This is a genomic window from Tsukamurella sp. USMM236, from assembly GCF_037148755.1.
In the GTDB taxonomy this organism is placed as follows: Bacteria; Actinomycetota; Actinomycetes; order Mycobacteriales; family Mycobacteriaceae; genus Tsukamurella.
This window is the reverse complement of the sequence record NZ_JBBCSS010000003.1, coordinates 258,397-283,303: the sequence shown is the minus strand read 5'-3', so window position 1 is coordinate 283,303 and position 24,907 is coordinate 258,397. Positions and strand designations below refer to the sequence as shown.

Annotated in this window: 25 protein-coding genes; 13 read left to right on the top strand and 12 right to left on the bottom strand. The window is 71.3% G+C overall.

The window, feature by feature from the left end; translation table 11 throughout:
- Positions 1–14: 14 nt before the first annotated feature.
- Complete coding sequence (locus WFK95_RS12440; protein ID WP_336670910.1) at positions 15–1,160, bottom strand: MFS transporter; 1,146 nt, start codon at positions 1,158–1,160, stop codon at positions 15–17.
- 259 nt (positions 1,161–1,419) lie between these two features.
- A complete protein-coding gene (locus WFK95_RS12435) occupies positions 1,420–2,643 on the bottom strand; it encodes a cytochrome P450 (RefSeq protein ID WP_336670909.1) in 1,224 nt (407 codons plus the stop codon).
- A 245-nt stretch (positions 2,644–2,888) separates the two neighbouring features.
- Between WFK95_RS12435 and WFK95_RS12430 the strand changes: the two genes are divergently transcribed.
- Entirely contained in the window at positions 2,889–4,049 is a 1,161-nt protein-coding gene (locus WFK95_RS12430; protein WP_336670908.1) for a steroid 3-ketoacyl-CoA thiolase, read from the top strand.
- Positions 4,050–4,053: 4 nt separating this feature from the next.
- Positions 4,054–5,031, top strand: a complete 978-nt coding sequence (locus WFK95_RS12425; RefSeq protein WP_336670907.1) for an NAD-dependent epimerase/dehydratase family protein — start codon at positions 4,054–4,056, stop codon at positions 5,029–5,031.
- An 89-nt stretch (positions 5,032–5,120) separates the two neighbouring features.
- Here the strand turns inward: WFK95_RS12425 and WFK95_RS12420 are convergent, their stop codons facing one another.
- Together WFK95_RS12420 and WFK95_RS12415 are read right to left on the bottom strand one after the other, a co-directional pair.
- A complete protein-coding gene (locus WFK95_RS12420) occupies positions 5,121–6,026 on the bottom strand; it encodes an SDR family oxidoreductase (RefSeq protein WP_336670906.1) in 906 nt (301 codons plus the stop codon).
- A 28-nt stretch (positions 6,027–6,054) separates the two neighbouring features.
- Positions 6,055–6,852: an SDR family oxidoreductase gene (locus WFK95_RS12415; protein ID WP_336670905.1), complete on the bottom strand. Its 798-nt coding sequence runs from the start codon at positions 6,850–6,852 to the stop codon at positions 6,055–6,057.
- Between the two features lie 105 nt (positions 6,853–6,957).
- Here WFK95_RS12415 and WFK95_RS12410 point away from each other — a divergent pair, with 105 nt between their 5' ends.
- From WFK95_RS12410 to WFK95_RS12395, 4 genes are read left to right on the top strand one after another with little or no spacing between them, the layout of a single operon-like run.
- Positions 6,958–7,800, top strand: a complete 843-nt coding sequence (locus WFK95_RS12410; protein WP_336670904.1) for an enoyl-CoA hydratase family protein — start codon at positions 6,958–6,960, stop codon at positions 7,798–7,800.
- Positions 7,797–8,666, top strand: a complete 870-nt coding sequence (locus tag WFK95_RS12405; protein WP_336670903.1) for a CoA transferase subunit A — start codon at positions 7,797–7,799, stop codon at positions 8,664–8,666. The genes WFK95_RS12410 and WFK95_RS12405 overlap by 4 nt, the downstream gene beginning before the upstream one ends.
- The gene (locus WFK95_RS12400) at positions 8,663–9,406 is read left to right on the top strand and encodes a CoA-transferase subunit beta (protein ID WP_336670902.1); all 744 of its coding nucleotides are present in this window, start codon (positions 8,663–8,665) and stop codon (positions 9,404–9,406) included. Before WFK95_RS12405 ends, WFK95_RS12400 begins: the two co-directional genes overlap by 4 nt.
- Positions 9,403–10,461, top strand: a complete 1,059-nt coding sequence (locus WFK95_RS12395; protein WP_336670901.1) for an NAD(P)H-dependent flavin oxidoreductase — start codon at positions 9,403–9,405, stop codon at positions 10,459–10,461. The genes WFK95_RS12400 and WFK95_RS12395 overlap by 4 nt, the downstream gene beginning before the upstream one ends.
- A gap of 93 nt (positions 10,462–10,554) precedes the next feature.
- On the opposite strand, the gene WFK95_RS12390 is transcribed toward WFK95_RS12395, so the two are convergent.
- Positions 10,555–11,241 carry an MspA family porin gene (locus tag WFK95_RS12390; RefSeq protein ID WP_336670900.1) on the bottom strand — a complete coding sequence of 229 codons (687 nt, stop codon included), beginning with the start codon at positions 11,239–11,241 and terminating at the stop codon, positions 10,555–10,557.
- Positions 11,242–11,603: 362 nt separating this feature from the next.
- On the opposite strand from WFK95_RS12390, the gene WFK95_RS12385 reads away from it, so the two are divergent.
- Positions 11,604–12,302: a response regulator transcription factor gene (locus WFK95_RS12385; RefSeq protein ID WP_336670899.1), complete on the top strand. Its 699-nt coding sequence runs from the start codon at positions 11,604–11,606 to the stop codon at positions 12,300–12,302.
- Here WFK95_RS12385 and WFK95_RS12380 read toward each other — a convergent pair.
- From WFK95_RS12380 to WFK95_RS12365, 4 genes are read right to left on the bottom strand one after another with little or no spacing between them, the layout of a single operon-like run.
- Positions 12,299–13,462: an acetyl-CoA C-acetyltransferase gene (locus tag WFK95_RS12380; RefSeq protein ID WP_224645368.1), complete on the bottom strand. Its 1,164-nt coding sequence runs from the start codon at positions 13,460–13,462 to the stop codon at positions 12,299–12,301. The two genes, WFK95_RS12385 and WFK95_RS12380, sit on opposite strands and share 4 nt — an antisense overlap.
- On the bottom strand, positions 13,459–14,064 hold the full coding sequence (locus WFK95_RS12375) for a TetR/AcrR family transcriptional regulator (RefSeq protein ID WP_336670898.1): 606 nt from the start codon (positions 14,062–14,064) through the stop codon (positions 13,459–13,461). Before WFK95_RS12375 ends, WFK95_RS12380 begins: the two co-directional genes overlap by 4 nt.
- 50 nt (positions 14,065–14,114) lie before the next feature.
- Positions 14,115–14,903: an SDR family oxidoreductase gene (locus WFK95_RS12370; RefSeq protein ID WP_336670897.1), complete on the bottom strand. Its 789-nt coding sequence runs from the start codon at positions 14,901–14,903 to the stop codon at positions 14,115–14,117.
- Positions 14,900–16,060 (bottom strand): acyl-CoA dehydrogenase family protein, encoded by a 1,161-nt coding sequence (locus WFK95_RS12365; RefSeq protein WP_336670896.1) that lies wholly within the window; start codon positions 16,058–16,060, stop codon positions 14,900–14,902. The genes WFK95_RS12370 and WFK95_RS12365 overlap by 4 nt, the downstream gene beginning before the upstream one ends.
- A gap of 113 nt (positions 16,061–16,173) precedes the next feature.
- Between WFK95_RS12365 and WFK95_RS12360 the strand changes: the two genes are divergently transcribed.
- The 6 genes from WFK95_RS12360 (at position 16,174) to WFK95_RS12335 (ending at position 22,797) form a co-directional block, all read left to right on the top strand.
- Complete coding sequence (locus WFK95_RS12360) at positions 16,174–17,700, top strand: FadD3 family acyl-CoA ligase (RefSeq protein ID WP_336670895.1); 1,527 nt, start codon at positions 16,174–16,176, stop codon at positions 17,698–17,700.
- On the top strand, positions 17,697–18,605 hold the full coding sequence (locus WFK95_RS12355; RefSeq protein WP_336670894.1) for an enoyl-CoA hydratase: 909 nt from the start codon (positions 17,697–17,699) through the stop codon (positions 18,603–18,605). Before WFK95_RS12360 ends, WFK95_RS12355 begins: the two co-directional genes overlap by 4 nt.
- Positions 18,605–19,765, top strand: coding sequence for an acyl-CoA dehydrogenase family protein (locus tag WFK95_RS12350; RefSeq protein ID WP_336670893.1), 1,161 nt, complete (start codon positions 18,605–18,607; stop codon positions 19,763–19,765). The genes WFK95_RS12355 and WFK95_RS12350 overlap by 1 nt, the downstream gene beginning before the upstream one ends.
- Positions 19,762–20,775, top strand: coding sequence for an acyl-CoA dehydrogenase family protein (locus WFK95_RS12345; RefSeq protein ID WP_336670892.1), 1,014 nt, complete (start codon positions 19,762–19,764; stop codon positions 20,773–20,775). Before WFK95_RS12350 ends, WFK95_RS12345 begins: the two co-directional genes overlap by 4 nt.
- Positions 20,772–21,812 carry an acyl-CoA dehydrogenase family protein gene (locus tag WFK95_RS12340; RefSeq protein WP_336670891.1) on the top strand — a complete coding sequence of 347 codons (1,041 nt, stop codon included), beginning with the start codon at positions 20,772–20,774 and terminating at the stop codon, positions 21,810–21,812. The genes WFK95_RS12345 and WFK95_RS12340 overlap by 4 nt, the downstream gene beginning before the upstream one ends.
- Before the next feature lie 70 nt (positions 21,813–21,882).
- Positions 21,883–22,797: a class I SAM-dependent methyltransferase gene (locus WFK95_RS12335; protein ID WP_336670890.1), complete on the top strand. Its 915-nt coding sequence runs from the start codon at positions 21,883–21,885 to the stop codon at positions 22,795–22,797.
- A 1-nt stretch (position 22,798) separates the two neighbouring features.
- Here the strand turns inward: WFK95_RS12335 and WFK95_RS12330 are convergent, their stop codons facing one another.
- The 3 genes from WFK95_RS12330 to hsaC form a co-directional block, all read right to left on the bottom strand.
- A complete protein-coding gene (locus WFK95_RS12330; RefSeq protein WP_336670889.1) occupies positions 22,799–23,362 on the bottom strand; it encodes a peroxidase-related enzyme in 564 nt (187 codons plus the stop codon).
- 72 nt (positions 23,363–23,434) lie between these two features.
- On the bottom strand, positions 23,435–23,995 hold the full coding sequence (hsaB, locus tag WFK95_RS12325; protein ID WP_224645380.1) for a 3-hydroxy-9,10-secoandrosta-1,3,5(10)-triene-9,17-dione monooxygenase reductase subunit: 561 nt from the start codon (positions 23,993–23,995) through the stop codon (positions 23,435–23,437).
- Positions 23,995–24,900, bottom strand: a complete 906-nt coding sequence (gene hsaC / locus WFK95_RS12320; RefSeq protein WP_224645381.1) for an iron-dependent extradiol dioxygenase HsaC — start codon at positions 24,898–24,900, stop codon at positions 23,995–23,997. Before hsaC ends, hsaB begins: the two co-directional genes overlap by 1 nt.
- Positions 24,901–24,907 lie beyond the last annotated feature (7 nt).

Here is a 24,907-nt window from a genome sequence, read left to right as displayed (position 1 = left end):
CGACACTTCCGGCCTCACCACATCGCAGCGTTCGCCCGGAGCGCGACGCCGCCCACGATCGCCGCGGTGACGACGGCCGCGGCGAATCCGGCCGGACCCGCGATCCCGCCGAGACGGTCGAGGGCGGCGCCCGCGCCGATGGGTCCCGCCACCGCGCCCACGTTGAGCGCGGCGGTGGCGTAGGAACCGGCCATCGTGGGTGCAGTCTCCGAAGCGGACCCGATCGAGAGCGCGATCAGAGTCCCGCCGACGGCGAATGCGAGGAGACCCGACAGGGGCACGATCGCCAGCAGGAGGAGCGGGTCCCGTCCGCCAGAAGCGAGAATCATCCACGCGCCCACCAGGAGCGGTGCTCCCGCAGCGAGGAGGGCTCGCGGTCGGGCGTCGGCGACGCGGCCGACGAGCGCGACGCCGGCGCACGCACCCGCCCCGAAGAGCATCAGCACCAGCGGAATCCACGCCGCCGACAGCACCTCCGCCACCGGGACCGCGAGGTAGGTCAGGACGCCGAAGGTGCCCGCGTTCACCAGCGCGGTGAGGACGAGCATCGTCGCCGTCCGGCCTTCGCGCAGTGCGACGAGTTCCGTTCGGAGTGAGCGACGCCCGCTGTCGACGGGGTCGAGGTGAGCCGCACCGAGGATCGCGAGGAAGGGCGGCACGCACAGCACCGCGACCGCCCAGAACAGCGCGCGCCACCCCGCCGCGTCGCCCACGACTGCGCCTGCCGGAACGCCCGCGACCATGGCGACGGTGGTCCCCGCGAGCAGCATCGACAGCGCCCGCGCCCGACGGTCGGGGCCGACCACCGCGGCCGCCACGGTGAACGCGACGGCGAGGAAGCCCGCATTGGCGAAGGCGGCCACCACGCGGGTCCCGAGCAGCACCGGGAGGGACGCGGTCAGCGCGCCGACGACGTGCGCCGCCGCGAACAGCGCGAGGAAGCCGAGCAGGGCCGAGCGGGGCGCCCACCGTCGGGCGAGGGCTGCGGTGACCGGGGCACCGACGACCATCCCGACCGCGAACGCGGAGACGAGGCTTCCCGCGGCGGACGGGGCGACGGCGAGGTCGTCGGCGAGGGCCGGCAACACGCCGGCGAGCATGAATTCGGAGGTACCCATCGCGAAGACGGCGAGGGCGAGGAACAGGACGAGTCGAGGCACGAAGCACTCCTGGGACGACGGAAACGTGGGATCGTCTCCGGTCGCCGCGGCCGACTCGGGCCCGCGGATCAGCGCACGACGGCGCGGTTCTGCACGGGGTCGGCGGCGGGACCGGCGACCCCTTCCTCATGCGATTCCGGTGTGCTCACCCGACCACGCTAACCGCCACGACCGTCCCGGGGCCACCGGGTTTCCGGCTCGCACCACCACGACGAAGCCCCCGGGAGAATCCCGGGGGCCTCGTCAGTGAGTTCGCCGACTACTCGTAGGCGACCTTCCAGTGCTTGATGCCGTTGAGCCAGCCCGACCGCAGGCGCTGCGGGGGCTCGAGTTCGCGCAGGTTCGGCATGACGTCCGCGATGGCCTTGAACATCAGGTCCATCTCGAGGCGGGCGAGGTTCGCGCCCACGCAGTGGTGGGTGCCGGAGCCGCCGAAGCCGACGTGCGGGTTCGGGTCGCGCAGGATGTTGAAGGTGTAGGGATCCTCGAAGGCGTCCTCGTCGAAGTTGGCCGAGGCGTAGAACAGCGCGACGCGCTGGCCCTTCTTGATCGTCTGCTCGCCGAGCTGGACGTTCTCGAGCGCGGTCCGCTGGAACACCGAGACGGGCGTCGCCCAGCGCACGATCTCGTCGGGCGCGGTGCGCGGCCGCTGCTCCTTGTAGATCTCCCACTGGTCGGGATGGTCGACGAAGGCCTTCATGCCGTGGCTGATGGCGTTGCGGGTGGTCTCGTTGCCTGCGACCGCGAGCAGTAGCACGAAGAACGCGAACTCATCACTGCCGAGCCCGTCGCCGTCGATGTCCGCCTGCACCAGCGTGGTCACGATGTCGTCCATCGGACACTTGCGGCGCTCCTCCGCGAGGTTCCACGAGTAGCCGGTGAACTCGGTCATGGCGGTGAGGTAGTCGCCCTCGAACTCGGGGTCGTCGTAGGCCATCATCGAGTTGGACCAGTCGAAGAGCTTCTTGCGGTCCTCCTGCGGCACGCCCAGGAGCTCGGCGATCGCCTGCAGCGGGAGCTCGCTGGCGACCTGCTCGACGAAGTCACCGCCGCCGGCCTTGCGGGCCTCGTGCACGATCTGCTCGGCCCGCTCCGCGAGCGCGTCGTGCAGGGACTGCACCGCCTTCGGCGTGAAACCGCGCGAGATGATGCGCCGCGTCTTGGTGTGCTGCGGCGGATCCATGTTGAGCAGCAGCATCCGCTGCATGTCGATCTGCTCGCGCTCGATCTCCGGACCGAACCGGACGATCGCTCCGTTCTCCCAGTTCGAGTACTGCTTCGGGTTCCGCGAGATGGCCTTGATGTCCTCCAGCTTGGACACCACCCAGAAGCCACCGTCGTCGAACCCGGTGGTGCCGGGCGGGATGTCCTGCCACCAGACCGGTGCCGATCGCCGCAGCTCGGCGAACTCGGCCTCGGGCCGCCGCTCCGACCACAGGTCGGGGCTGGTGAAATCGAACCCCGCGGGGAAGTGCACGCTCACGCCGCCTCCTCAAGCGTCTCCACCCGGACTCTGGCCAGGCGTATCTGAAACATGTTCTACTCATTGAAGCACAGACGGTCCGCTCGTGAGCTAGATTGCGAAGGACGCTGGTTGCACAGCAGTTACACAGGGACGAACCAGTCGCGGCGCCACCGCATGAGGCTCGACAGAGCCGGAGATCGGCGCCACAATCGAGAACGTGCTCTACCCAATCGGGCGAGCCGAGAATGTGAGGAACGATCGATATGGGCATCCCCGTCATCGTCGACGCCGTCCGCAGCCCCATCGGCAAGCGGGGCGGCTGGCTGAGCGGACTGCACCCCGCCGAACTCCTCGGCGGCACCGTCACCGCACTCCTCGAGCACGCCGGCGTCGATCCGGCACAGGTCGAGCAGATCATCGGCGGCAACGTCACCCAGGCCGGCGAGCAGGCCGGCAACATCACGCGCACGGCCTGGCTCAACGCCGGCCTGCCCGAGCTGACCGGCGCCACGACGATCGACGCGCAGTGCGGGTCCGCGCAGCAGGCCACGGGCCTGATCGCGGGCCTCATCGCGACCGACGCGATCGAGGTCGGCGTCTCGTGCGGCGTCGAATCCATGAGCCGCATCCCGCTGGGCGCGAACCGGCCGGAGGGCCTCGGCACCTCCCGGCCCCCGTCGTGGACCATCGACATGCCCAACCAGTTCCTCGCCGCAGAGCGGATCGCCGAGCGCCGCGGCCTCACCCGCGAGGACATCGACGCCTTCGGCCTCGCCTCCCAGCGCAAGGCCCTGCAGGCCTGGCAGGAGGGTCGGTTCGACCGCGAGGTCGTCTCGCTCAAGGCGCCCGCCATGGCCGACGGTGCGCCCACCGGCGAGACAATCGAGGTCTCCCGCGACCAGGGCCCGCGCGAGAGCACCGCGGAGGGGCTCGCCAAGCTCAAGCCCATGCTCGACGGGGGCAGGCACACCGCGGGAACCTCCTCCCAGGTCTCCGACGGTGCCGCCGCCGTTCTGCTCATGGACTCCGACCGCGCTGCCGCGCTCGGCCTGACCCCGCGCGCCCGGATCGTCTCGCAGGCCCTCGTCGGCGGAGAGCCGTACTACCACCTCGACGGCCCGATCCGCGCCACCGAGCGCGTGCTCGAGCGCTCCGGCCGCTCGCTGAGCGACATCGACCTGTTCGAGGTCAACGAGGCCTTCGCCTCCGTCGTCCTGTCCTGGCAGCAGGTCATCGGCCCCGACCCGGACAAGGTCAACGTCAACGGCGGCGCCATCGCGCTCGGCCATCCGGTGGGCTCCACCGGCGCGCGCCTCATCACCACCGCGCTGCACGAGCTGGAGCGCCGCGACGCGTCGACGGCCCTCATCGCGATGTGCTGCGGCGGCGCGATGGCGACCGGCACCATCATCGAGCGGATCTGAGCCGATGCGCGTAGCAGTCACCGGCGCGGCCGGATTCGTGGGCGGGAACCTCCTGCAGCAGCTCGTCGAGCAGGGGCACGAGGTCGTCGCGATCGACCGCACCAGCTCGCCGCACGCTCCGGAGGGCGTGCGCTGGGTGCAGGCCAGCGTGCTCGAGCCCACGGAGATGCGTGCGGCGTTCGAGGGCGTGGAGGTGGTCTACCACCTGGTCGCCATGATCACCCTGCGGATGCAGGACGAGGCCGCGTGGCGCCTGAACACGGAGGGTGTGCGCGTTGTCGCGCGCGCGGCGCTGGACGCGGGCGTGCGGAAGATGGTGCACCTGAGCTCCATCCACGCCTTCGACCAGGATCTCGTCGACGTCATCGACGAGACGGCGCCGCGGTCCGAGCGCCCCGAGATCCCCGTCTACGACCGGTCCAAGTGGGCGGGCGAGCAGGAGCTCCGCAAGGTCATCGACGACGGCCTGGACGCCACCGTCTGCAACCCCACCGGTGTGTGGGGGCCCGCCGATCACGGTGCCGCGCTCTCGCGCCTGAACCGCCTCGCGCACACCGCGGCCCGCGGCCGGATGCCCGCCTTCGTCTCCAAGGCCGGCTTCGACCTGGTCGACGTGCGCGACGTGGCGACGGGCGTGATGCTCGCGGCCGAGAAGGGCCGCACGGGCGAGAACTACCTCCTGGGCGGCGAATTCGCGCCGATCATCGATGCGATGCGGCTCTCGGCGCAGGCCGCCGGCAAGTCCGGGCCGAGGGTCGCGGTGCCGATCGGGGCGCTCGCCGCGATCATGCCCGTCCTGGAGCCGATCAACGCCCGGCTCGGGTCGGACGTGCTGTCCAAGGCGGCCCTCGGCCCGCTCTTCGCGTCGCCGCTGGTCGATATCAGCAAGGCCCGCAACGAACTCGGCTACGCACCGCGCACGATGGCGACCACCGCCACCGAATTGGTGCGGTTCTTCGCGGAGTCCGGCCGGCTCGACTGACCCCACAGACTCGGCACACCCCCTCGCCGAGACGCGGCCGGCCGCGCGGAGATCCCCTCCCGCGCGGCCGGCATCGTCGTTTCCGGGGCTCAGGCCCCGTACACGGGCTCCGGCGCCGGCCCCTCGGCGATCAGCTCGCGCACGACGGTACCCAGCTCCGACGGCGCCCAACGGGCGCCCTTGTCGCGCTGCGGGCCGTGCCGCCAGGCCTGCGCGACGGACACCTTGCCGCCCTCGACCTCGAACACCCGGCCCGTGACATCGGCGGACTCGACGCTGCCGAGCCACACCACCAGCGGCGAGATGTTCTCGGGCGCCATCGCGTCGAAACCGCCCTCGGGCGCGGCCATGTCGTCGGCGAAGGTCACCTCGGTCATGCGGGTGCGCGCGGCGGGCGCGATCGCGTTGACGGTGATGCCGTAGCGCCCCATCTCGGCGGCGGCCTGGATCGTCATCTCGGCGATGCCCGCCTTGGCGGCGGCGTAGTTGCCCTGGCCCACACTGCCGAGCAGGCCGGCGCCGGAACTGGTGTTGATCACCCGGGCGTCGGGCTGCCGCCCCGCCTTGGACTCGTCGCGCCAGTAGCCCGCCGCGTGGCGCAGCATGGCGAAGTGCCCCTTGAGGTGCACCCGGGTCACCGCGTCCCACTCCGCCTCGGACATGTTCACCAGCATCCGGTCGCGGAGGAAGCCCGCGTTGTTCACCAGCACGTCCAGCCGGCCGAACTCGTCGATCGCGCTGCGCACCAGCGCCTGCGCGCCGTCCCAGTCCGCGACGTCGGAAGCGTTCGCGATCGCGCGGCCGCCCGCGGCACGGATCTCATCCACGACCTGCTGGGCGGGGCCCGACGAGGCGTCCGCGCCGTCGAGCCCGACGCCGTAGTCGTTGACCACCACGGCCGCGCCCTCCGCGGCGTAGGCGAGCGCGTGTGCGCGGCCGATGCCGCGGCCCGCGCCGGTGACGATGACGACACGACCGTCGACGATTCCTGTCATTGTTCTTCTCCTCGTTCGTGGTTCGGATCTACCGCGCGTCGCGCTCGGCGTTCGCCGCGGCCAGGAAAGCGGGGCGCTCGCCGCCGCCGTGGACGAGCAGTGTCGCGCCGGTGACGTAGGACGCGAGCGCCGAAGCCAGGAAGGCGGCGCACGCCCCCACCTCCTCGGGGTCGGCGAGCCGGCCCAGGGGCACGGTTGCGCCGATCGCCGCGATCCCGGCGTCGTCGCCGTAATGCTGCTCGGCCGCCTCGGTGCGCACCATGCCCACGTCGAGCGCGTTCACCCGCACGGCGGGCGCCCACTCCACCGCGAGGCTCGCGGTGAGGGAGTCGAGACCGGCCTTCGCCGCCCCGTAGGCGGCGGTGCCGGGCGACGGGCGCGTGGCGCTGACGCTCGAGACGTTGACGATCGCCCCGCTGCCGGCCTCCTGCATCACCGCGTTCGCTCGCTGCGCGACCAGCAACGGGGACAGCAGATTGAGCCCGACGACCTTCTCGTGGAACCGGGGCGACGCCGTGGCCGCGTCCGAGAAGGGCGCTCCCCCGGCGTTGTTGACGAGCACGTCGAGCCGGCCGTGCCGCTCGACGATGCCCGCGATCAGGGCGTCGACCTGCTCGGGCTCGCGGACGTCGGCGGCCACGAATTCGGCGACGGCACCGTCGGCCTCGACCGGGCTCTCGGGTTCCCTGCGTGCGCACACCACCACCGTGGCGCCCTGCCGGAGGAAGACACGGGCGATGCCCGCGCCGATCCCCCGGACGCCGCCGGTGACCAGCACCACCGCGCCGTCGAGTCCGAGATCGCGCCCCGCAGGTGCGTTCGCCACAAGATTCACCACTTCCCATTCCGGTCGGCCGGGCTTCGGTGGTAGCGTACCAAGCAATTGCTAGGTTTAGATCACGTTCTACCTGCCTACCTCGAAGGAGTCGGTGTGCCTTCACCGATCACGACCACCGTCGACGAGCCCGGGATCCACACGATCACCGTCGACGCACCCCCCGTCAACGCCCTCACCGTGCAGGGCTGGTTCGACCTCGCGAGCGCCATCACCGAGGCCGGACGCGACCCGTCGTGCCACGTCGTGGTGGTCCGCGCGGAGGGCCGCGGCTTCAACGCCGGCGTCGACATCAAGGAGATCGACGCGGCGCAGGCCGCCGGCGACGGCTACGGCGCCCTCATCGGTGCGAACCAGGGCTGCGCCGCGGCCTTCTCCGCGGTCTACGACTGCGCGGTGCCCGTGATCATCGCCGTGAACGGCTTCTGCCTCGGCGGCGGCATCGGCCTCGTCGGCAACGCGGATGTCGTGGTCGCCTCCGACGATGCGACCTTCGGCCTGCCCGAGGTGGACCGCGGCGCGCTCGGCGCCGCGACGCACCTCGCCCGGCTCGTGCCGCAGCACCTGATGCGCACCCTGTACTTCACCGCCGGGACGATCACCGCCCAGCAGCTACATCATTTCGGCTCGGTGTACCGCGTGGTGCCCCGCGCCGAGCTCGACGGCGCCGCCCTCGAGGTGGCACGGGCCATCGCCGCCAAGGACACCCGCGTGATCCGCAAGGCGAAGGAGGCGATCAACGGGATCGACCCGGTGAACGTCCACACCAGCTACCGGTTCGAGCAGGGCTTCACCTTCGAACTCAATCTCGCGGGCTACTCGGACGAGCACCGCCGCGAGTTCGTCTCCACCGGCCGCACGGTCGGCGAGGCGTCCAGCGCCGGGAGCGAAGCGAGCGGGCGACCTGTTTCCGACGACGCAGCACAGGAGAACGCATGACCGACAAGACCATGACCGCCGAGCAGGTGGTCGCCGAACTCGAGGACGGCATGACGCTCGGCATCGGCGGCTGGGGCTCGCGGCGCAAGCCGATGGCCCTGGTGCGCGCGATCCTGCGCTCCGACCTCAAGGACCTGACCGTGGTGTCCTACGGCGGGCCCGACGTGGGCCTGCTCGCGGCGGCGGGGAAGATCCGGAAGCTGGTGTTCGGCTTCGTCACCCTCGATACGGTGCCCATCGACCCGAACTTCGCGCGCGCCCGGCAGTCCGGCGCGATCGAGGTCGCCGAGTGGGACGAGGGCATGTTCGCCGCCGGCCTCAAGGCGGCGGTGCAGCGCCTGCCCTTCCTGCCGATCCGCGCCGGCCTCGGCTCGTCGGTCATGGACGTCAATCCGGACCTGCGCACCATCGTCTCCCCCTACGCCGACGGCGAAGAGCTGGTGGCGGTTCCGGCATTGCGGCTCGACGCCGCACTCGTGCACATGAACCGCGCCGATGCCCGGGGGAACGCCCAGTACCTGGGCCCCGACCCGTACTTCGACGACGACTTCGCGCTCGCCGCCGACCGTTGCTACGTCTCGTGCGAGCGGATCGTGACCACCGAGGAGCTGGTGGCCGGCGGGCCCGTGCAGTCGCTGATCATCAACCGCAGCGCCGTGGCCGGCGTGGTGGAGACGCCGAACGGCGCGCACTTCACCACCGCCGCCCCCGATTACGGGCGGGACGAGAAGTTCCAGCGGCACTACGCCGCCAGCGCCAAGGATCCCGCCGCGTGGGCCGCGTTCGAGCAGCGCTTCCTCTCCGGCGACGAGGCGCACTACCAGGCTGAAGTGGCCGCGTGGGCGGCGGAGGAGACGACCAAATGACCGACATCACCCGCGCCGAGGTGTGCGTGACCGCGATCGCCGACCTGTTCCGCGGCGACGGCGAGATCACCGCCAGCCCGATGGGCCTGATCCCGTCTCTGGGTGGGCGCCTCGCCCGATTGACCTTCGCCCCCGACCTTCTGCTCTCCGACGGCGAGGCCTACCTCGTCGCCGACGCGGCGAACCCGTCCGCCGGCATCGAGGGCTGGCAGCCCTTCAAGAAGGTGCTCGACGTGGTGGTCCCGAACGGTAAGCGCCACGTCATCATGGGCGCCAGCCAGATCGACCGGTACGGCAACCAGAACATCTCCGCGATCGGCGAGCACCGGGCACCGTCGCGCCAGTTGCTGGGCGTGCGCGGCGGACCCGGCAACACCGTGAACAACCGGACCTCGTACTGGATTCCGAAGCACTCGACGCGCGTCTTCGTGGACGCCGTCGACGTCGTCAGCGGCGTGGGCTACGACCGCGCCCGGGCGGCCGGGCCATCGGCATCGCGGTTCCACGACATCCACCGCGTGGTCACAGATCTCGCCGTCCTCGGCTTCGGTGACGACGGTGCGATGACGCTGCTGTCGGTGCATCCGGGCGTCACGGAGGACCAGGTGCGCGAGGCCACGGGCTTCGCGCTGGCCGGCTCCGACGTGCCGGAGACCAGGGTGCCCACCGCCGAGGAGCTCGACCTCATCCGCACCGTGGTGGACCCGAAGGACCTGCGCAGCAAGGAGGTCCCGGCATGACGCTGCGGACCCCGTTCACCGAGCTGGTCGGCGTCGAGCACCCCGTCGTCCAGACCGGCATGGGCTGGGTCTCCGGGGCCCACCTGACCGCGGCCACCGCGAACGCCGGCGGGCTGGGGATCCTCGCCTCCGCGACGATGACCTACCCCGAGCTCGAGTCCGCGATCCTCAAGACCAAGGAACGCACCGACAAGCCCTTCGGCGTCAACCTGCGCGCGGACGCGGAGGACGCGCAGCAGCGCGTGGATCTCCTCATCCGCGAGGGGGTCAGGGTGGCCTCGTTCGCGCTCGCGCCGAAGCGGGACATGATCGCGAAGCTCAAGGACGCCGGGCTCGTCGTGATCCCGTCGGTGGGCGCGGCGCGACACGCGGAGAAGGTGGCTTCCTGGGGCGCCGACGCCGTGGTCGTGCAGGGCGGCGAGGGCGGCGGCCACACCGGTGGCGTCGCCACCACGCTGCTCCTGCCGTCGGTCCTCGATGCCGTGGACACCCCGGTGGTCGCCGCCGGCGGCTTCTTCGACGGCCGCGGCCTCGCCGCGGCGCTCGCGTACGGTGCGTCCGGCGTCGCCATGGGCACCCGCTTCCTGCTCACCCGGGACAGCCGGGTCCCCGAGTCCGTCAAGGCCGAGTACCTGCAGCGCGGGCTCGGCGACACCGTGGTCACCACCAAGGTCGACGGGATGCCGCACCGGGTCCTGCGCACCGCGCTGGTGGACGCGCTCGAGCGCTCGCACGGCGTGGCGACGCTCGCGCATGCCGCCCTGAACACCGTCCGCTTCCAGGCGCTGACCGGCGTCTCCTGGAAGGGCCTGGTCGGCGAGGGGCTCGCGATGAAGAAGAGCGGCGACCGCTCGTGGAGCCAGCTCATGATGTCGGCGAACACGCCGATGCTGTTGCGCGCCGGCCTCGTCGAGGGCAACACCGACGCCGGGGTCCTCGCCTCGGGCCAGGTGGCCGGGATCATCGACGATCTCCCGACGGTGGCCGACCTCATCGAGCGCATCGTCGCCGACGCGGAGTCGCGGCTCGACGAGCTCGCGCGACTGCGCGCCTGATCCCGCCCCGGCCGCAGCGACGCGGCCGGGGAACGGAACCCGGGCCGGCGGCGGATTCTGCGGAGGACCCCCGCCGCCGGCCCGGTCTCGACATCAGGCGAAGCGCATGACCTCGCTGTAGACGGTCTTGGAGTCGTCGAAGGTCCGCGACGAGACCTTGAGCGTCGCGTACGCGACCGCGTCGACGCTGCCGATGCAGCCCTCGATGCTCACCCGCTTCTCCCCGAACCGCACGCCGAACGTCTCCCCGGCCTTCGGCTTGTCGATATCCTTGGTGCCCACCGGCAGGTAGACGATCGCGCCCGGCGCGGTCTTGATGACCTGGTTCTGGGTCAGGCCCAGCGACCCGCCGACACCGACGAGGGCCGCGCCCGCCGCCGGGATACTGCCCGCGAGTGCGCCCGCGGCGCCGATGGTCTGATTGCTCCCGATCCACGACTCGAAGCCGCCGTCCTTGACGCCGCACGCGACGACGTACCCGACCTCGACGGACGCGGCATCGGAACTGCCCGCCTGGATCGTGCCCTCCGCCTTGCCGTCCACGTACGCGAGCCGCGACTTGTTGTCGCCCGCGAGCGGCGGGAACAGCTTCGCCTTCAGATCCTTCAGGGCGATCTTCGCGCGCAGCCCCTCCGGCGAGCTCAGGCTCTGGGTCGCGCCCTTCACCGGCCCGGACGGGTTCTGCGGGGTGATCTGGGCTGCGGCCTGGCCGGCGACGGCCGCCGACATCATCGCGGTCACCGTGACGGCCCCCGCTGCGACGACGCTGAAACGTCTCACTCTTCGACTCCTTCGTGTCCACTCGTTCGAGATGACTCACCGAAGCACGCCGTCGAACTATTCACCAACACGAATCTTTACTATCGCCGCCGCTTGCGACAGAAGTCGGCGGCCCGCGGCCGTTCTGCAACAATCTTCACGCGCTCGACACCGGAACCGCCATCTCGCCATGAACGGCCTGTCCTGTGCGAATCAGGCAGCCTTTCGAGAACATCCGTTCACTTGGCGTCAGGGTCGCTTCTCCGCCGGAATCCATCCGAGCAACCTCGGGCGACCACCCCGTCGAACCATGACATCGCGTAGCAAAGGGGAACATGGGTATAGTCACTTTGCTATCTCGCACTGATCGAGGAGGTTGCCCAGTGCAGATCCTGTACCTCACGCCGACACCCGGGGACCGAGTTCGGCGAGGCGGTGACTCCCTTCGCGCACTCGGGCATCAGGTCACGGAATCGGCGCTGGCATCGCCGCTCCCCGCACCCGCCCTCGCGGCCACGGATGCCGTCATCGTCGCCGCGGACGGCGCGGCGGGGACCGACGCGTGCCGCGATGTCCGGCGCGCGACGGGCGTCCCCCTACTCGTCCTCGCCTCCCGGCACGACGAGGTCGACACCGTCGCCGACCTCGCCGTCGGCGCGGACGACGTGGTCGCGCTGCCGGTCACCGGCCGGGAGATCGACGCGCGGCTCCGAGCGATCCTGCGCCGTTCGCGGACGGCCGGCGCCGTCTGCTCACTCAGTTGCGATACGCACGAGGGGTCCGGTTCGGAGATCGTGGTCGAGCCCAGCGGGCTCCGCATCGACGTCCGCCGGCAGACCGTCAGCCGGGACGGGCAGCCGATCCCGCTCACCGCCACCGAGTTCCGACTGCTGATCGCGCTCGCCGAGCGGCGCGGCGTGCCCCAGTCGCGCGAATCGCTCCTGACGCTCGCGGGGGGGCACGGCTTCCACGGCAAGTCGCGGATCGTGGACAACGCGGTCCAACGCCTGCGCGGGAAGATCGACACCCCGGGGTGGTGCCATGTGCACAGCGTGCGCGGGTTCGGCTACGTGCTCCGCTAGATCCGTTCGATGATGGTGACGTTGGCGGTGCCACCGCCCTCGCACATCGTCTGCAGGCCGTACCGGCCGCCGCGGCGCTCGAGCTCGTGCAACAGCGTGGTCATCAGCTTCGCCCCGGTGGCGCCCAGCGGGTGCCCCAGAGCGATCCCACCGCCGTTGACGTTCACCTTGTCGTGCGGGATGCCCAGCTCGTCCATCCAGGCCAGCGGCACGGAGGCGAAGGCCTCGTTGCACTCGAAGAGGTCGATGTCGGCGACGGTCAGCCCCGTCTTCTGCAGTGCGTACTGCGTGGCGGGGATCGGGCCCGTGAGCATCCACACCGGGTCCGCGGCGCGCACCGAGATGTGGTGGATCCGCGCCCGGGGCCGCAGGCCGTGGCGCTGGACGAAGTCGGCGGAGGCCACCATGACGGCGGCCGCGCCGTCGGCGATCTGGCTGGCGACGGCGGCCGTGATCGCCGATCCCTCCGCGAGCGGGGCGAGACCGGCCATCTTCTCCAGCGTGGTCCCCCGACGGGGCGTCTCATCGATGGCGAAGTCCCCGACGGGGGCGATCTCCGCCTCGAACCGGCCCGCGTCGGTAGCGGCGATGGCACGCTCGTGGCTGGCGAGCGCGAACTCCTCCATCCGGGTGCGGGAGACGCCCCACTTCGTGGCGATCATGTCGGCGCTGGTGAACTGCGAGACCTCGACGTCGCCGTAGCGCTCGCGCCAGCCGACCGAGCCGGAGAACGGATCGTCGAACCCGTACTCGCGGCCCGCGAGCATCGCCGCACTGATCGGGATCGCGCTCATGTTCTGCACACCGGCGGCCACGACGGCGTCCGCGGTGCCGGAGAGGATCGCCTGCGCCGCGAAGTGGACGGACTGCTGGCTCGAGCCGCACTGCCGGTCGACCGTGACCCCGGGGACGTGCTCCGGCAAGCCGGCGGCGAGCCAGGACGTGCGGGCGATGTTGCCGGACTGCGGGCCGATGGTGTCGCAGCAGCCCATGATCACGTCGTCGACGAGCTGCGGGTCGACGCCGGAGCGCAGCACGGAGGCGCGCAGCACGTGTGCGCCGAGGTCGGCGGAGTGCACCGTCGACAGGGAACCGCCGCGCTTGCCGGACGGGGTGCGCACCGCGTCCAGGATGTAGGCGCCGGGGGCGAGATCGGTCATGACTGCTCCTTGTCAGGGCTGGCGATCCCGTGCTCCAGGATCGTGAGGTACTGGTCGGCGACCGCGCCCACGGACAGCTGCCCGCCGGGTCGGTACCAGCGGACCGCGACCCAGACGGTGTCGCGGAGGAAGCGGTAGGTGACGTCGACGTCGAGATCCGCTCGGAAGTCACCGGATTCGATACCACGCGTGATGATGCCGCGCCACATGGAGCGGAACTCCTGCAGGAAGTCGGCGATGTACGCGAAGCGCTCCTGCTGCGCGAGGCCGCGCGCCTCCGCCTGGTAGATCGCCACGGCGTCGGGACTCGCGTCGATCGCCGCGAAGGAGGCGATGACGCAGCCGCGCAGCTGGTCCCGCGGGGCCAGGGTGGTCGCCAGCACGGCGCGGTACTCGCCGAAGAGGCGGTCGAGGAAGTCCCGGAGGATCTCGTCGAGCATCGACTCCTTGGAGTCGAAGTGGTGGTACAGGCTCCCCGAGAGGATCCCCGCGGCGTCGGCGATGTCGCGCACGGTCGTCGCGCGGTAGCCGTTCTCCGCGAACAGCTTCGCGCTCAGGGACAGGACCTCCGCGCGGCGCGCGGACGGGTCCGGCTTAGGCATGCTGACTGCTCACCGAGACCACCTCGAGGGGCATGGAGGGAGGACACGGACTACGCATGCTGACTGCTCACCGAGACCACCTCGCCGGTCATATAAGAACTGTAATCGGAGGCGAGGAAGACGATCACGTTCGCGACCTCCCAGGGCTCGGCGGCGCGCCCGAAGACCTCGCGGCGAGAGAGCTCGTCGAGCAGCTCGTCGGAGGTGACCTTCGCGAGGAAGGCGTGCATCGCGATGCTGGGCGAGACGGCGTTGATCCGGACGCCGTGCGGCGCCGCGTCGACCGCGGAGCAGCGGGTCAGAGCCATCACGCCCGCCTTCGCGGCGGCGTAGTGCGCCTGCTCGGCCTGCGCGCGCCAGCCGATCACGGAGGCGTTGTTGACGATGACCCCGCCCCCGCCCTGCGCGATGAACCGGTTGATGGCGGCGCGGGTGGCGCGGAAGGTGCCGGTGAGGGTCACGTCGAGCACGCGCGACCACTGCTCGTCGGTCATGTCCTGCACGGCGACGCTGCCGCCGAGGCCGGCGTTGTTGACCAGCACGTCGATCCGGCCGTAGCGCTCGGCGGCACCGTCGAGCAGGGCCTGCACCTGCTCCTCGACAGTGACGTCGCAGGTGATCGCGTGCACCCGGTCGCCGAACTCGGCGGCGAGCTCGTCGCGCTTCTCGCCCAGTCGCCGCTCGTGCCAGTCGGAGATGACGACGCGGGCGCCCTCCTCGAGGCAGCGCCGCGCGGTCGCGGAGCCGATGCCGGTGCCGGCGGCCGCGGTGACGACGACGACCTTGTCCTCGACGAGGTTGCGTCCCTGGGGGTACGGGGGTGCGGGGATGGCACTCACGGGCGGGCCTCTCTCGGCAGGCCGAGCACGCGCTCGGCGATGATGTTGCGCTGGATCTCGTTGGAGCCGCCGTAGATCGTGTCGGCTCGGGTGAACAGGTAGAGGCGCTGCCAGTCGTCGAGCTCGGGGTCGGCGAGCAGTCCGGCGGCGCCGCGCACCGTCATCGCGATCTCGCCGAGCCGGCGGTGCCAGTTGGCCCACAGCAGTTTCGCGACCTCGGCGGTGCCGGTCTCGGCGGAGCCGAGCGTGCGGAGGGCGTGCGCCCGCATCACGTCGAGCTCGGTCCACGCGCGACGCAGGGCGTCGGCGACCTCGGGGCGGTCGGCCGCGCCGGTGTCGAGGGCGAGGTCGGTGAGGGTCTGCAGCTCGCGGCGGAAGCCGATCTGCTGGCCCAGGGTGGCAACGCCGCGCTCGAAGGCGAGCGTCCCCATGGCGACCCGCCAGCCCTCGCCGGGCTCGCCGACCACGTTGGCGGCGGCGGTGCGGGCACCGTCGAAGAAGACCTCGTTGAACTCCGAGGTGCCGGTGAGCTGGACGATCGGCCGGACCTCGACGCCCGGCTGGTCCATCGGGACGAGCAGGTAGGACAGGCCCTTGTGGCGGGCGGAGCCGGGCTCGGTGCGGGCGACCACGAAGCACCAGTCGGCGACGTGCGCGAGGGAGGTCCAGACCTTCTGTCCGGAGATGACCCATTCGTCGCCCTCGAGGCGCGCCGTGGTGCTGACGTTCGCCAGGTCGGAGCCGGCGCCGGGCTCGGAGTAGCCCTGGCACCACAGCTCGCGGACGTCGCGGATGGCGGGCAGGAAGCGCGCCTTCTGCTCGTCGGAGCCGAAGGCGATGAGCGTGGGCCCCAGGAGCTCCTGGCCGAGGTGCGAGACCTTGGCGGGCGCGCCGGCGCGGGCGTACTCCTCGTGGAAGATCACCTGCTGCGCGATGCTGGCCCCGCCGCCGCCGTTCTCGGCCGGCCAGCCGATGCAGTTCAGCCCGGCGGCGGCCAGGTGGCGTTCCCAGGCGACGCGCTCGTCGAAGAACTCGTGCTCGCGCCCCGGGCCGCCCGCGCCGCGGAGTCCGGCGAACTCGCCGGACAGGTTGGTCGCGAGCCAGTCGCGGATCCGCGCCCGGAATTCCGCGTCCGTCTCGCCGCTCGCCGTGGCCACGGCACTCCCTTCGCCATTCCACCAAGCAATTGCTTGGTGGAATCAGGTTACACAGACTCGACTCGCACTGTAACGTGTTCTACCAAGCACTTGCTAGGCAGAAGGGTTTGCGCATGTCACGCACCATCGCAGCGGCGCTGCGCGACGCCGCGGAGCGCTTCGGCGAGCACACCGCCGTGGTCGACGGAGACCTGCGGATCAGCTACGCGGATCTGCACCGTCGCGCCCGCGACGTCGCCCGGGCGTTCCTCGCGGAGGGGATCCGACGGGGCGACCGCGTCGCCGTCTGCGCGCCGAACGGACACGAGTGGATCGAGGCGGCGCTCGGCGCCGCGTACATCGGCGCCGTCCTGGTCCCCGTCAACACCCGCTACACGGGTCCGGAGATCGTCGACCTGCTGGTGCGCACGCGGGCACGGGGCCTCGTCGTGGCGGGCCCGTTCCTCGGAGTGGACCGGCTCGAGCTCGTCATCGCGACCGCCGGCGGCCTCCCCGGCGACATCGCCGCCGTCCTCCGCCTGCCGGAGTGGGACGGTGTCGCGGCACGGGGTGCACGGATCGCCGACACCGAGCTCGACGGTGCCGCCGCCGCGGTCACACCCGACGACCCGTCGGACATCTTCTTCACCTCCGGCACCTCCGGCCGCAGCAAGGGCGCGATGAGCACCCACGCGCAGACCCTGGCGAACGCCGCGAACTGGGCGGAACTGGTGGGCGTCACGGAGGCGGACCGCTACCTCATCGCGAGCCCGTTCTTCCACATCTTCGGCTACAAGGCCGGGGTGCTCGCCGCGCTCCAGTTCGGCGCGACCATCTACCCGGCGCAGACCTTCGACGTCACGGCGGCCTTCGATCTCATCCAGCGGGAACGGATCTCGATCCTGCCCGGCGTGCCCACCGTGCACCAGATGCTGCTCGACCACCCGGATCGCGCGCAATACGACCTGTCGAGCCTGCGCGCCGCCACCACCGGCGCGGCCACGATCCCCGTCGTCCTGATCGAGCGCATGCGCGCCGAACTGTACGAGCGCGTGCTCACCGCCTACGGCCTCTCGGAGGCCCCCGTCGTGACGATGTGCCGGGCGGACGACGGCCCGGAGGTGATCGCCACGACCTCCGGCCGGGCGGTGCGCGACATGGAGGTGCGGATCGCGGACGACGGGGAGATCCTGGTGCGCGGCCCCAACGTGATCGCCGAGTACTTCGAGGATCCCGAGGCGACGGCCAAGGCCTTCGACGCCGACGGCTGGTTCCACACCGGCGACGCCGGATCGATGGACGATGCGGGGAACCTGCGGATCACCGACCGCATCAAGGACATGTTCACCAACGGCGGGTTCAACGTCTACCCGGCGGAGATCGAGCAGGTGATCGCCCGGATCCCGGGCGTCGCCGAGAGCGCCGTGGTCGGCGTCCCCGAGCCGCGCCTCGGCGAGGTCGGCAAGGCCTTCGTCGTGCTCACCGCCGGACGTGAGCTGACCGAGGACGCCGTGATCGAGCACTGCCGGGAGTTCCTGGCCAACTTCAAAGTCCCCCGCAGCGTGGAGTTCGTGAGCGAGCTACCGCGCAACGCGACCGGAAAGGTGCTCAAGCGCGTCCTGCGCGGCGAGCCCGCCCCTGCAGCAGGAGAGAAGCGATGACCGACAGCACGCCCGCCCCCGACGCGAACACCGAGGCGGAGGTGGTGACCTATGAGGTGCGCGGCCCCGTCGCCGTGGTCACCCTGAACCGTCCCGAGTACCGCAACGCGCAGAACTCGGCCATGACCTACGCGCTCGACGCCGCCTTCGTGCGCGCGGTGGAGGACCCGGCGGTCAAGGTGATCGTGCTGGCGGGCAACGGGAAGCACTTCTCGGCCGGGCATGACATCGGCACGCCGGGCCGCGACGTCGACCAGCACTTCGAGAACAAGGCCGTGCTCTGGTGGGATCACGTGGGTCGCGAGGGCGGCGACCAGCGCTTCGCGCGCGAGTCCGAGGTGTACCTCGGCATGTGCCGGCGGTGGCGGGAGATCCCGAAGCCCGTGATCGCCTCGGTGCAGGGGGCCTGCATCGCGGGCGCGCTGATGCTGGCGTGGAGCTGCGACCTCATCGTCGCCTCGGACGACGCCTTCTTCTCGGACCCGGTGGTGCGCATGGGTATCCCCGGCGTCGAGTACTTCGCGCACCCGTGGGTCATGGGTCCGCGGGCCGCCAAGGAGTTCCTGTTCACGGGTGACCGCTTCTCGGCGCAGCAGGCCAAGGAGTGGGGCATGGTCAACCGCGTCGTGCCCCGCAGCGAGCTCGAGGAGGAGACGCTCGCGCTCGCCGAGCGGATCGCGGACATGCCGAGTTTCGGCCTGGCACTGACAAAGAAGGCCGTCAACCAGTGCGAGGACCTCATGGGCATGCGGGCCGGCATGGACTCGGTGTTCGGCCTGCACCACTTCGCGCACGCGCACAACGCCGAGGTCTCCGGCGGCGACTCCCTCGGCGGACAGAGCGCCAAATCGATGGCGTCCGGAGCGCGCAGCGCGACCGGCGACTCCGCGCGGAAGGCCGAATAGTGGACCTCGAGTTCGACGACGCCGACGTCGCCTTCCGCGACGAGGTGCGCGCCTGGCTCGCCGCGAACGTGCCGGCCGAGCCCCTCCCCTCCTTCGACACCACCGAGGGCTTCGCCGCGCATCGCGCGTGGGAGGCGAAGCTCGCCGACGCCGGGCTGGCCGCGGTCTCCTGGCCGGCCGAGTTCGGCGGGCGCGACGCGACGATGCTGCAGTGGGTGATCTTCGAGGAGGAGTACTACGCCGCGGGTGCACCGCTGCGGGTGAACCAGAACGGCCTGTTCATGCTGGCGCCCACCCTCTTCAGTCACGGCACCGACGAGCAGCGCGCCCGGATCCTTCCGGCGATGGCCCGCTCGGAGCGGGTGTGGGCGCAGGCCTGGTCGGAGCCGGAGGCGGGCAGCGACATCGCCTCGCTGCGCTCGACCGCGACGCGCGTCGACGGGGGCTGGAAGCTCTCGGGTCAGAAGACGTGGAGCTCCCGCGCCGCCTTCGCCGACGGTGCCTTCGGCCTGTTCCGCAGCGAGCCCGGGTCGGAGCGCCACCGCGGTCTGACCTACCTGATGTTCGACCTGCGTGCGCCGGGGGTGACCGTGCGTCCGATTCCCCAGCTCGACGGCGAGCCCGGCTTCGCGGAGATCTTCCTCGACGAGGTCTTCGTGCCCGACGCCGACGTGATCGGCGAGCCCGGCCAGGGCTGGCGCGTCGCGATGACGACGGCCAACAACGAGCGCGGTCTCTCATTGCGCAGCCCGGGTCGCTTCCTCTCGGCCGCCGACGCCCTCGTCGACCTGTGGGAGCGCGAGGACGGCGACACCTCCAGCGCCGACGCGCAGCGCGTCGCCGACGCCTGGATCGGGGCGCGCGCGTACCAGCTGTACACCTTCGGCACCGTGACCCGCCTGCAGGACGGCGGCGAGCTCGGCCCGGAATCGAGTGTGAACAAGCTGTTCTGGAGCCACCTGGACGTGGCGCTCAACGAGACCGCCCTCGACCTGCTCGGCCCGCGCGGCGAACTCACCGGCGAATCCGCTCCCGACGAGGGGCGCTGGCCGGCCGGCTACCTGTTCTCGCTGGCGGGCCCCATCTACGGCGGCACCGACCAGATCCAGCGCAACACCATCGCCGAGCGTCTCCTCGGCCTACCTCGGGGAGCCCGATGAGATTCGCACCGTCGCAGGAGAACGCGGCCTTCACGGAGTCGCTCGACGATCTGCTCTCGCGGGCCGGCGTGGTGGCCGCGGCCCGCGCGTGGGCCGACGGCGACAACAGCCCCGGCCGGAAGGTCTGGGCGGCGCTCGCCGACCTCGGCGTGACCGGCCTCGCGATCCCGGAGGAGCACGGCGGCGTCGGCGGCGACCCCGTCGATCTCGCCGTCGCCTTCCAGGCCTTGGGCTATCACGGCGTGCCCGGACCGGTCGTCGAGTCCATCGCCGTGCTGCCCGCGCTGCTCAGCGACCCCGGGCACCTTCGTTCCCTCGCGGACGGCGCGATCGGCACCGTCGCCCTCGCGCCGCGCACCCCGTTCCTGCTCGACGCCGACGTCGCGGACCTCCGCTTCGTCGTGGGCGCCGACGGCGCGATCGCGACGGTGGAGGCACCGTCGACCGCCCCTCTGGGCTCGGTCGACCGGACCCGGCGCCTCTTCCCCCCGCAATTGAACGACGTTCTGGAGGGAGAAACCCCAGGTCGCAATCTCCAGAACGTCGTTCAATCGGGCGAGGTGGCGGGGGCGTTCGCGGTGGCGGCGCAGCTGCTCGGCGCCGGGCGGCGGCTGCTGGACGACACCGTCGAGTACGCGAAGGCCCGCGCCCAGTACGGCAAGGCGATCGGCGAGTACCAGGCGATCAAGCACCTCCTCGCCGACGTGGCGACGCGGCTCGAGCTGGCGGCGCCACTCCTGAGCGGAGCGGCCGTGGCGCTGTCGGGCAACGCCTCCCGCGGCGTCGATCTCGATCCCGCGCGCGACGTCGCGGCGGCGCGGGTGGCCGCCGCGGACGCCGCCTACCTGGCCGCGCGGACCGCGCTCCAGGTGCACGGCGCGATCGGCTACACCGCGGAGTACGACCTCGGCCTGTGGATCACCAAGGTCCGGGCCCTGCAGTCGGCGTGGGGAACCCAGGCCGAGCACCGCGCGACGGTGCTCGACGCGGTCCGGAAGGCGGCGCGATGAGCTCGGAACTGGACGATCTGGCGGCCGCGGTCCGCAGCGTCATCGACCGGCGGTGGTCGCCGGCGGCGCTGCGCGCCGCGATCGATTCCGCCGAGGGCTACGACCGCGGCCTGTGGTCGGTGCTGTGCGAGCAGGTCGGCGTCGCCGCGCTGGCGGTCCCCGAGGCGCACGACGGCGTCGGCGCGGGGGTGCGCGCGCTGCAGACGGTGGCGGAGGAACTGGGGCGACACCTGGTCCCGTCGCCCTTCCTGGGCTCCGCTGTGCTCGCGACGGCGCTGCTGGCCGACACCGACGAGGCCGAGCTGTTGACCGGTCTCGCGAGCGGCGAGCGGATCGCCGCCGTCGCCTTCGCCGGCGACGACTTCGCCGCACGCCCGATCACCGCGACCGACGGGCGACTCACCGGGACCGCGCGATTCGTCCTCGACGGTGACTGCGCCGACGATCTGCTCGTCGTCGCGGGCGACGAGCTGTACCTCGTCGACGGCTCCGCGACGACCCGCAGGCACACCCCGGCGATGGACCCGACCCGGCGGTTCGCGAAGGTGGCCCTCGACGGTCCACCCGCCCGCCTCCTCCGGGACGGCGCGCGCGCCGCACTGGTCCGCGCGCTCGACGTCGCGTGCGCGGTCCTCGCGGCCGAGCAGGCCGGCGCGGCGGCGCAGGCCCTCGCGATCACCGTCGAGTACGCGGGCTCCCGAGTGCAGTTCGGTCGGCCGATCGGCTCCTTCCAGGCCCTCAAGCACCGGATGGCGGACATGTTCGTCCTCGTCGAGTCGGCCCGGTCCGCGGCCCTCGCGGCGGGCGAGGCCCTCGACCGCGGCGACGAGGACGCGGCCCTTGCGGTCGCGACGGCGAAGGCCTACTGCTCCGAGGCGTTCAGCGCCGTCGCGGCCGAGATGATCCAGCTGCACGGCGGGATCGGCATCACCTGGGAGCACGATGCGCACCTGTACTTCAAGCGCGCGCACTCCTCGTCGCAGCTGTTCGGCGATCCGGCGCACCACCTGGCCCGCCGGGAGCTGGCGCATTCCTGAAACATGTTCTTGCCGGACCTCCGGACGCAAGGTACTTTCGTAGACGAACTACTTGTGAAAGGAAACGCGGATGTCGGACACCACGCGCACGGACGGCGACACCTGGACCATCACGACCAGCGTGGGCTTCACGGCCCTGCTGGTCGCCGCGGCGCGGGCCGTGGAGACCGAGCGCGCCGACGCGCTCGCGCGCGACCCGTTCGCGCGGGTCTTCCTCGAGGCCGCGGGCGATCCCCGTGCGATCGCCCTGGCCGACGCCGGTGACGGCGCGGGCAATCCGATGGCCGCGACTCGCCATCTCGGCGTGCGCACCCGCTACTTCGACGACTTCGTGGCGGCCGCGGTCGCGGCGGGCGTGCGGCAGATCGTCATCCTCGCGGCGGGACTGGACTCCCGCGCCTACCGGCTCGACCTGCCCGCCGGCACCGTCGTCTACGAGCTCGACCAGCCGGAGGTCCTGGCGTTCAAGGAGTCGACGCTCGCCGAGCGCGGCGCGGCGCCCGCGGCCGGGCTCCGGCACGTGCCCGTCGACCTGCGCGACGACTGGCCTGCCGCGCTGCAGTCCTCCGGGTTCGACGGTGCCGCACCGACGGCGTGGCTCGTGGAGGGCCTGCTCCCCTACCTGCCCGCCGCAGCGCAGGTACTGCTCTTCGAGCGGATCGTGGAACTCTCCGCGCCGGGGAGCCGGGTCGCCGTGGAGGGCCAGAACGGACCGCTCGACCTCGACGGCTTCCGCGCGATCACGGAGAAGTACTCGCAGAAGGGGAATCCCCTCGGCGACTTCGACGTGACGTCGCTGTTCGTCGCCGACGAGGACCGTTCCGATCCGGCCGAATTCCTCACCGCGCAGGGCTGGACCGTCACCCGGGCGGGGAACCCGGTGGAACTGGGCCGCAGCTACGGCGTGCAGGACACCGTCCCCGCGGACGCGTCGCTCATGGCCGATACGATCGGCTACTTCACCGCGGCGCTGCCCGCCGACTGAGTCACCGTGCGGCGGAGTGGTACTCCGAGTTCGGCCGCATGTCGATCGCCGAGGCGAGCCGGTTGGTCATGTTGAAGAAGGCCGCGGTGTTGGCGATGTCGTAGACGTCGCGGTCGGTGAACCCGGCGTCGCGGAGCCGCTGCCGGTCGGGCTCGTCGATCTTCGACGGGGCCTCCGTGAGCTTCTCCGCGAATTCGAGCATGGCCCGTTGCTTCGCCGGCAGCTCGGCCGCACGGAAGTTCATCACCAGCATCTCGCCGAGGACCGGGTCGCCCGACAGCTCCCGCACGGCCGCGCCGTGCGCGGTGAGGCAGTAGAAGCATTTGTTCACCGAGGACACGACGACGGCGATCATCTCGCGCTCGAGCTTGCTCAGGCCCGAGTCGCCGAGCATGAGGTCGTTGTAGGTGTCGCTGAAGGCGCGCAGTTTGGCCTCGTCGAAGGTCAGCGACTGCAGGACGTTCGGCACCATGCCGAGCTTCTCGCGGCAGATCTCGAAGTACTTCCGCGTGCCCTCGCTCAGCTCGCCCGCGGGCAGGTCGAGCGCGGTGATCCGCTCCGTCATGTCATCTCCTCGTACGAACGCCAGTGCCCTTCCTGACTACCAGGAAGGGCACTGCGCCACGGCGGGTTCGGGTCAGATCCAGTCGTCGCCGACGGGCCAGGTGAGGAACGAGTCCAGCGACAGGGTGCGCGGGAGGGCCTCGCCGGGATCGGTCACCGTCTGCGTGTAGCGGCCCTTGTAGAAGAGCAGCGGCCGCCCGGCGTTCGGCGCGCTGAGCTCGAGCACCCGGCCGATCACGATGTGGTGGTCGCCGCCGTCGTGCACCGTCTCGACGGCGCAGTCGATCCAGCTGAGCGCACCGTCGAGCAGCGGCGAACCGGTGCGCGAGGGCTTCCACGCGACCGCCCCGAACTTGTCCGGGTGCCGAGAGCCGAAGACCGAGCTGACGTCCTGCTGGCCCTCGCCGAGCACGTTGACGGCGAACCGCCCGGTGCGCTCGATGGTGCGCCACGCGCCCGAAGTCTTCATGGGGCAGAACAGGACCAGGGGCGGGTCGAGGGACAGCGCCGAAAAGGACTGGCAGGCGAAGCCCACCGGCCCCTCGTCGTCCGCGGCGGTGATCACCGTGACGCCGGTGCAGAAGTGCCCCATCGCGGTGCGGTAGTCGAGCGGTTCGATCACGGGGGCGGTCATCACTGCTCCTTGAAGCCGATGGAGAAGTCGTGGCCCCAGAGGCTGACCGCGGTCGACTCCCGTGCGATCCAGTCGTCGTTCTCGACTTCGAGCCCCTCGCAGCCGAACTCGATGTCGAAGCCGCCCGGCGTCTTCATGTAGAAGGACAGCATCTTGTCGTTGATGTGCCGGCCGAGGGTGGCGGACATCTTGACCTTCTTGCGGTTCGCGCGATCCAGCGCCAGGCCGACGTCGTCGGAGTTCTCCACCTCCACCATGAGATGGACGATCCCCGTCGGGTTGGGCAGGGGCAGGAAGGCGAGCGCGTGGTGGCGCGGGTTGCAGCCGTAGAAGCGCAGCCACGCCGGGTCGCCGTCCGCGGGGCGCCCCACCATCTGCGGGGGCAGCCGCATGGAGTCGCGGAGCCGGAAGCCGAGCACGCCCTGGTAGAACTCCTGCGCCGCCGCGTCGTCCGTGCAGGTGAGCACGACGTGGCCGAGCCCCTGTTCGCCGGTGACGAACCGGTGGCCGTACGGGCTGACGAAGCGTCGGCCGAGGTATTGCGCACCGTGGAAGGCCTCGAGCGTGTTGCCCGCCGGATCCTGGAAGCGGATCAGGCCCTCGACGCGGCGCTCCGTCTTCTCGTCCTTGGTGCCCTCCTCGAAGGCGACGCCCGCGGCGCTGAGGGTGTCGCGGAGCTCCTGGAGCCCGAGGGCGTCGGTGACCTCCCAGCCGGAGACCAGCAGCCGGTCCTTCTCGCCGGGCACGATCACCAGGCGGGCCGCGAAGTCGTCCATGCGCAGGTAGAGCGAATCGGGGTCGTTGCCCGTTCCCTCCATCATCCCGAGCACCTTGAGCCCGTACTCGCGCCAGGCCGCCATGTCGGTGGCCTCGATGCGCATGTACCCGAGGGCCTTGATCGCCATCTACCTG

Excerpts from the sequence above, each read along its gene's own strand:
- WFK95_RS12430 (WP_336670908.1), top strand. The coding sequence starts at position 2,889 with ATGGGCATCCCCGTCATCGTCGACGCCGTCCGCAGCCCCATCGGCAAG.
- WFK95_RS12425 (WP_336670907.1), top strand. The coding sequence starts at position 4,054 with ATGCGCGTAGCAGTCACCGGCGCGGCCGGATTCGTGGGCGGGAACCTC.
- WFK95_RS12420 (WP_336670906.1), bottom strand. The coding sequence starts at position 6,026 with ATGACAGGAATCGTCGACGGTCGTGTCGTCATCGTCACCGGCGCGGGC.
- WFK95_RS12405 (WP_336670903.1), top strand. The coding sequence starts at position 7,797 with ATGACCGACAAGACCATGACCGCCGAGCAGGTGGTCGCCGAACTCGAG.
- WFK95_RS12400 (WP_336670902.1), top strand. The coding sequence starts at position 8,663 with ATGACCGACATCACCCGCGCCGAGGTGTGCGTGACCGCGATCGCCGAC.
- WFK95_RS12395 (WP_336670901.1), top strand. The coding sequence starts at position 9,403 with ATGACGCTGCGGACCCCGTTCACCGAGCTGGTCGGCGTCGAGCACCCC.
- WFK95_RS12380 (WP_224645368.1), bottom strand. The coding sequence starts at position 13,462 with ATGACCGATCTCGCCCCCGGCGCCTACATCCTGGACGCGGTGCGCACC.
- WFK95_RS12375 (WP_336670898.1), bottom strand. The coding sequence starts at position 14,064 with ATGCCTAAGCCGGACCCGTCCGCGCGCCGCGCGGAGGTCCTGTCCCTG.
- WFK95_RS12360 (WP_336670895.1), top strand. The coding sequence starts at position 16,174 with ATGTCACGCACCATCGCAGCGGCGCTGCGCGACGCCGCGGAGCGCTTC.
- WFK95_RS12355 (WP_336670894.1), top strand. The coding sequence starts at position 17,697 with ATGACCGACAGCACGCCCGCCCCCGACGCGAACACCGAGGCGGAGGTG.
- WFK95_RS12345 (WP_336670892.1), top strand. The coding sequence starts at position 19,762 with ATGAGATTCGCACCGTCGCAGGAGAACGCGGCCTTCACGGAGTCGCTC.
- WFK95_RS12340 (WP_336670891.1), top strand. The coding sequence starts at position 20,772 with ATGAGCTCGGAACTGGACGATCTGGCGGCCGCGGTCCGCAGCGTCATC.
- WFK95_RS12335 (WP_336670890.1), top strand. The coding sequence starts at position 21,883 with ATGTCGGACACCACGCGCACGGACGGCGACACCTGGACCATCACGACC.
- WFK95_RS12330 (WP_336670889.1), bottom strand. The coding sequence starts at position 23,362 with ATGACGGAGCGGATCACCGCGCTCGACCTGCCCGCGGGCGAGCTGAGC.
- hsaB (WP_224645380.1), bottom strand. The coding sequence starts at position 23,995 with ATGACCGCCCCCGTGATCGAACCGCTCGACTACCGCACCGCGATGGGG.
- hsaC (WP_224645381.1), bottom strand. The coding sequence starts at position 24,900 with ATGGCGATCAAGGCCCTCGGGTACATGCGCATCGAGGCCACCGACATG.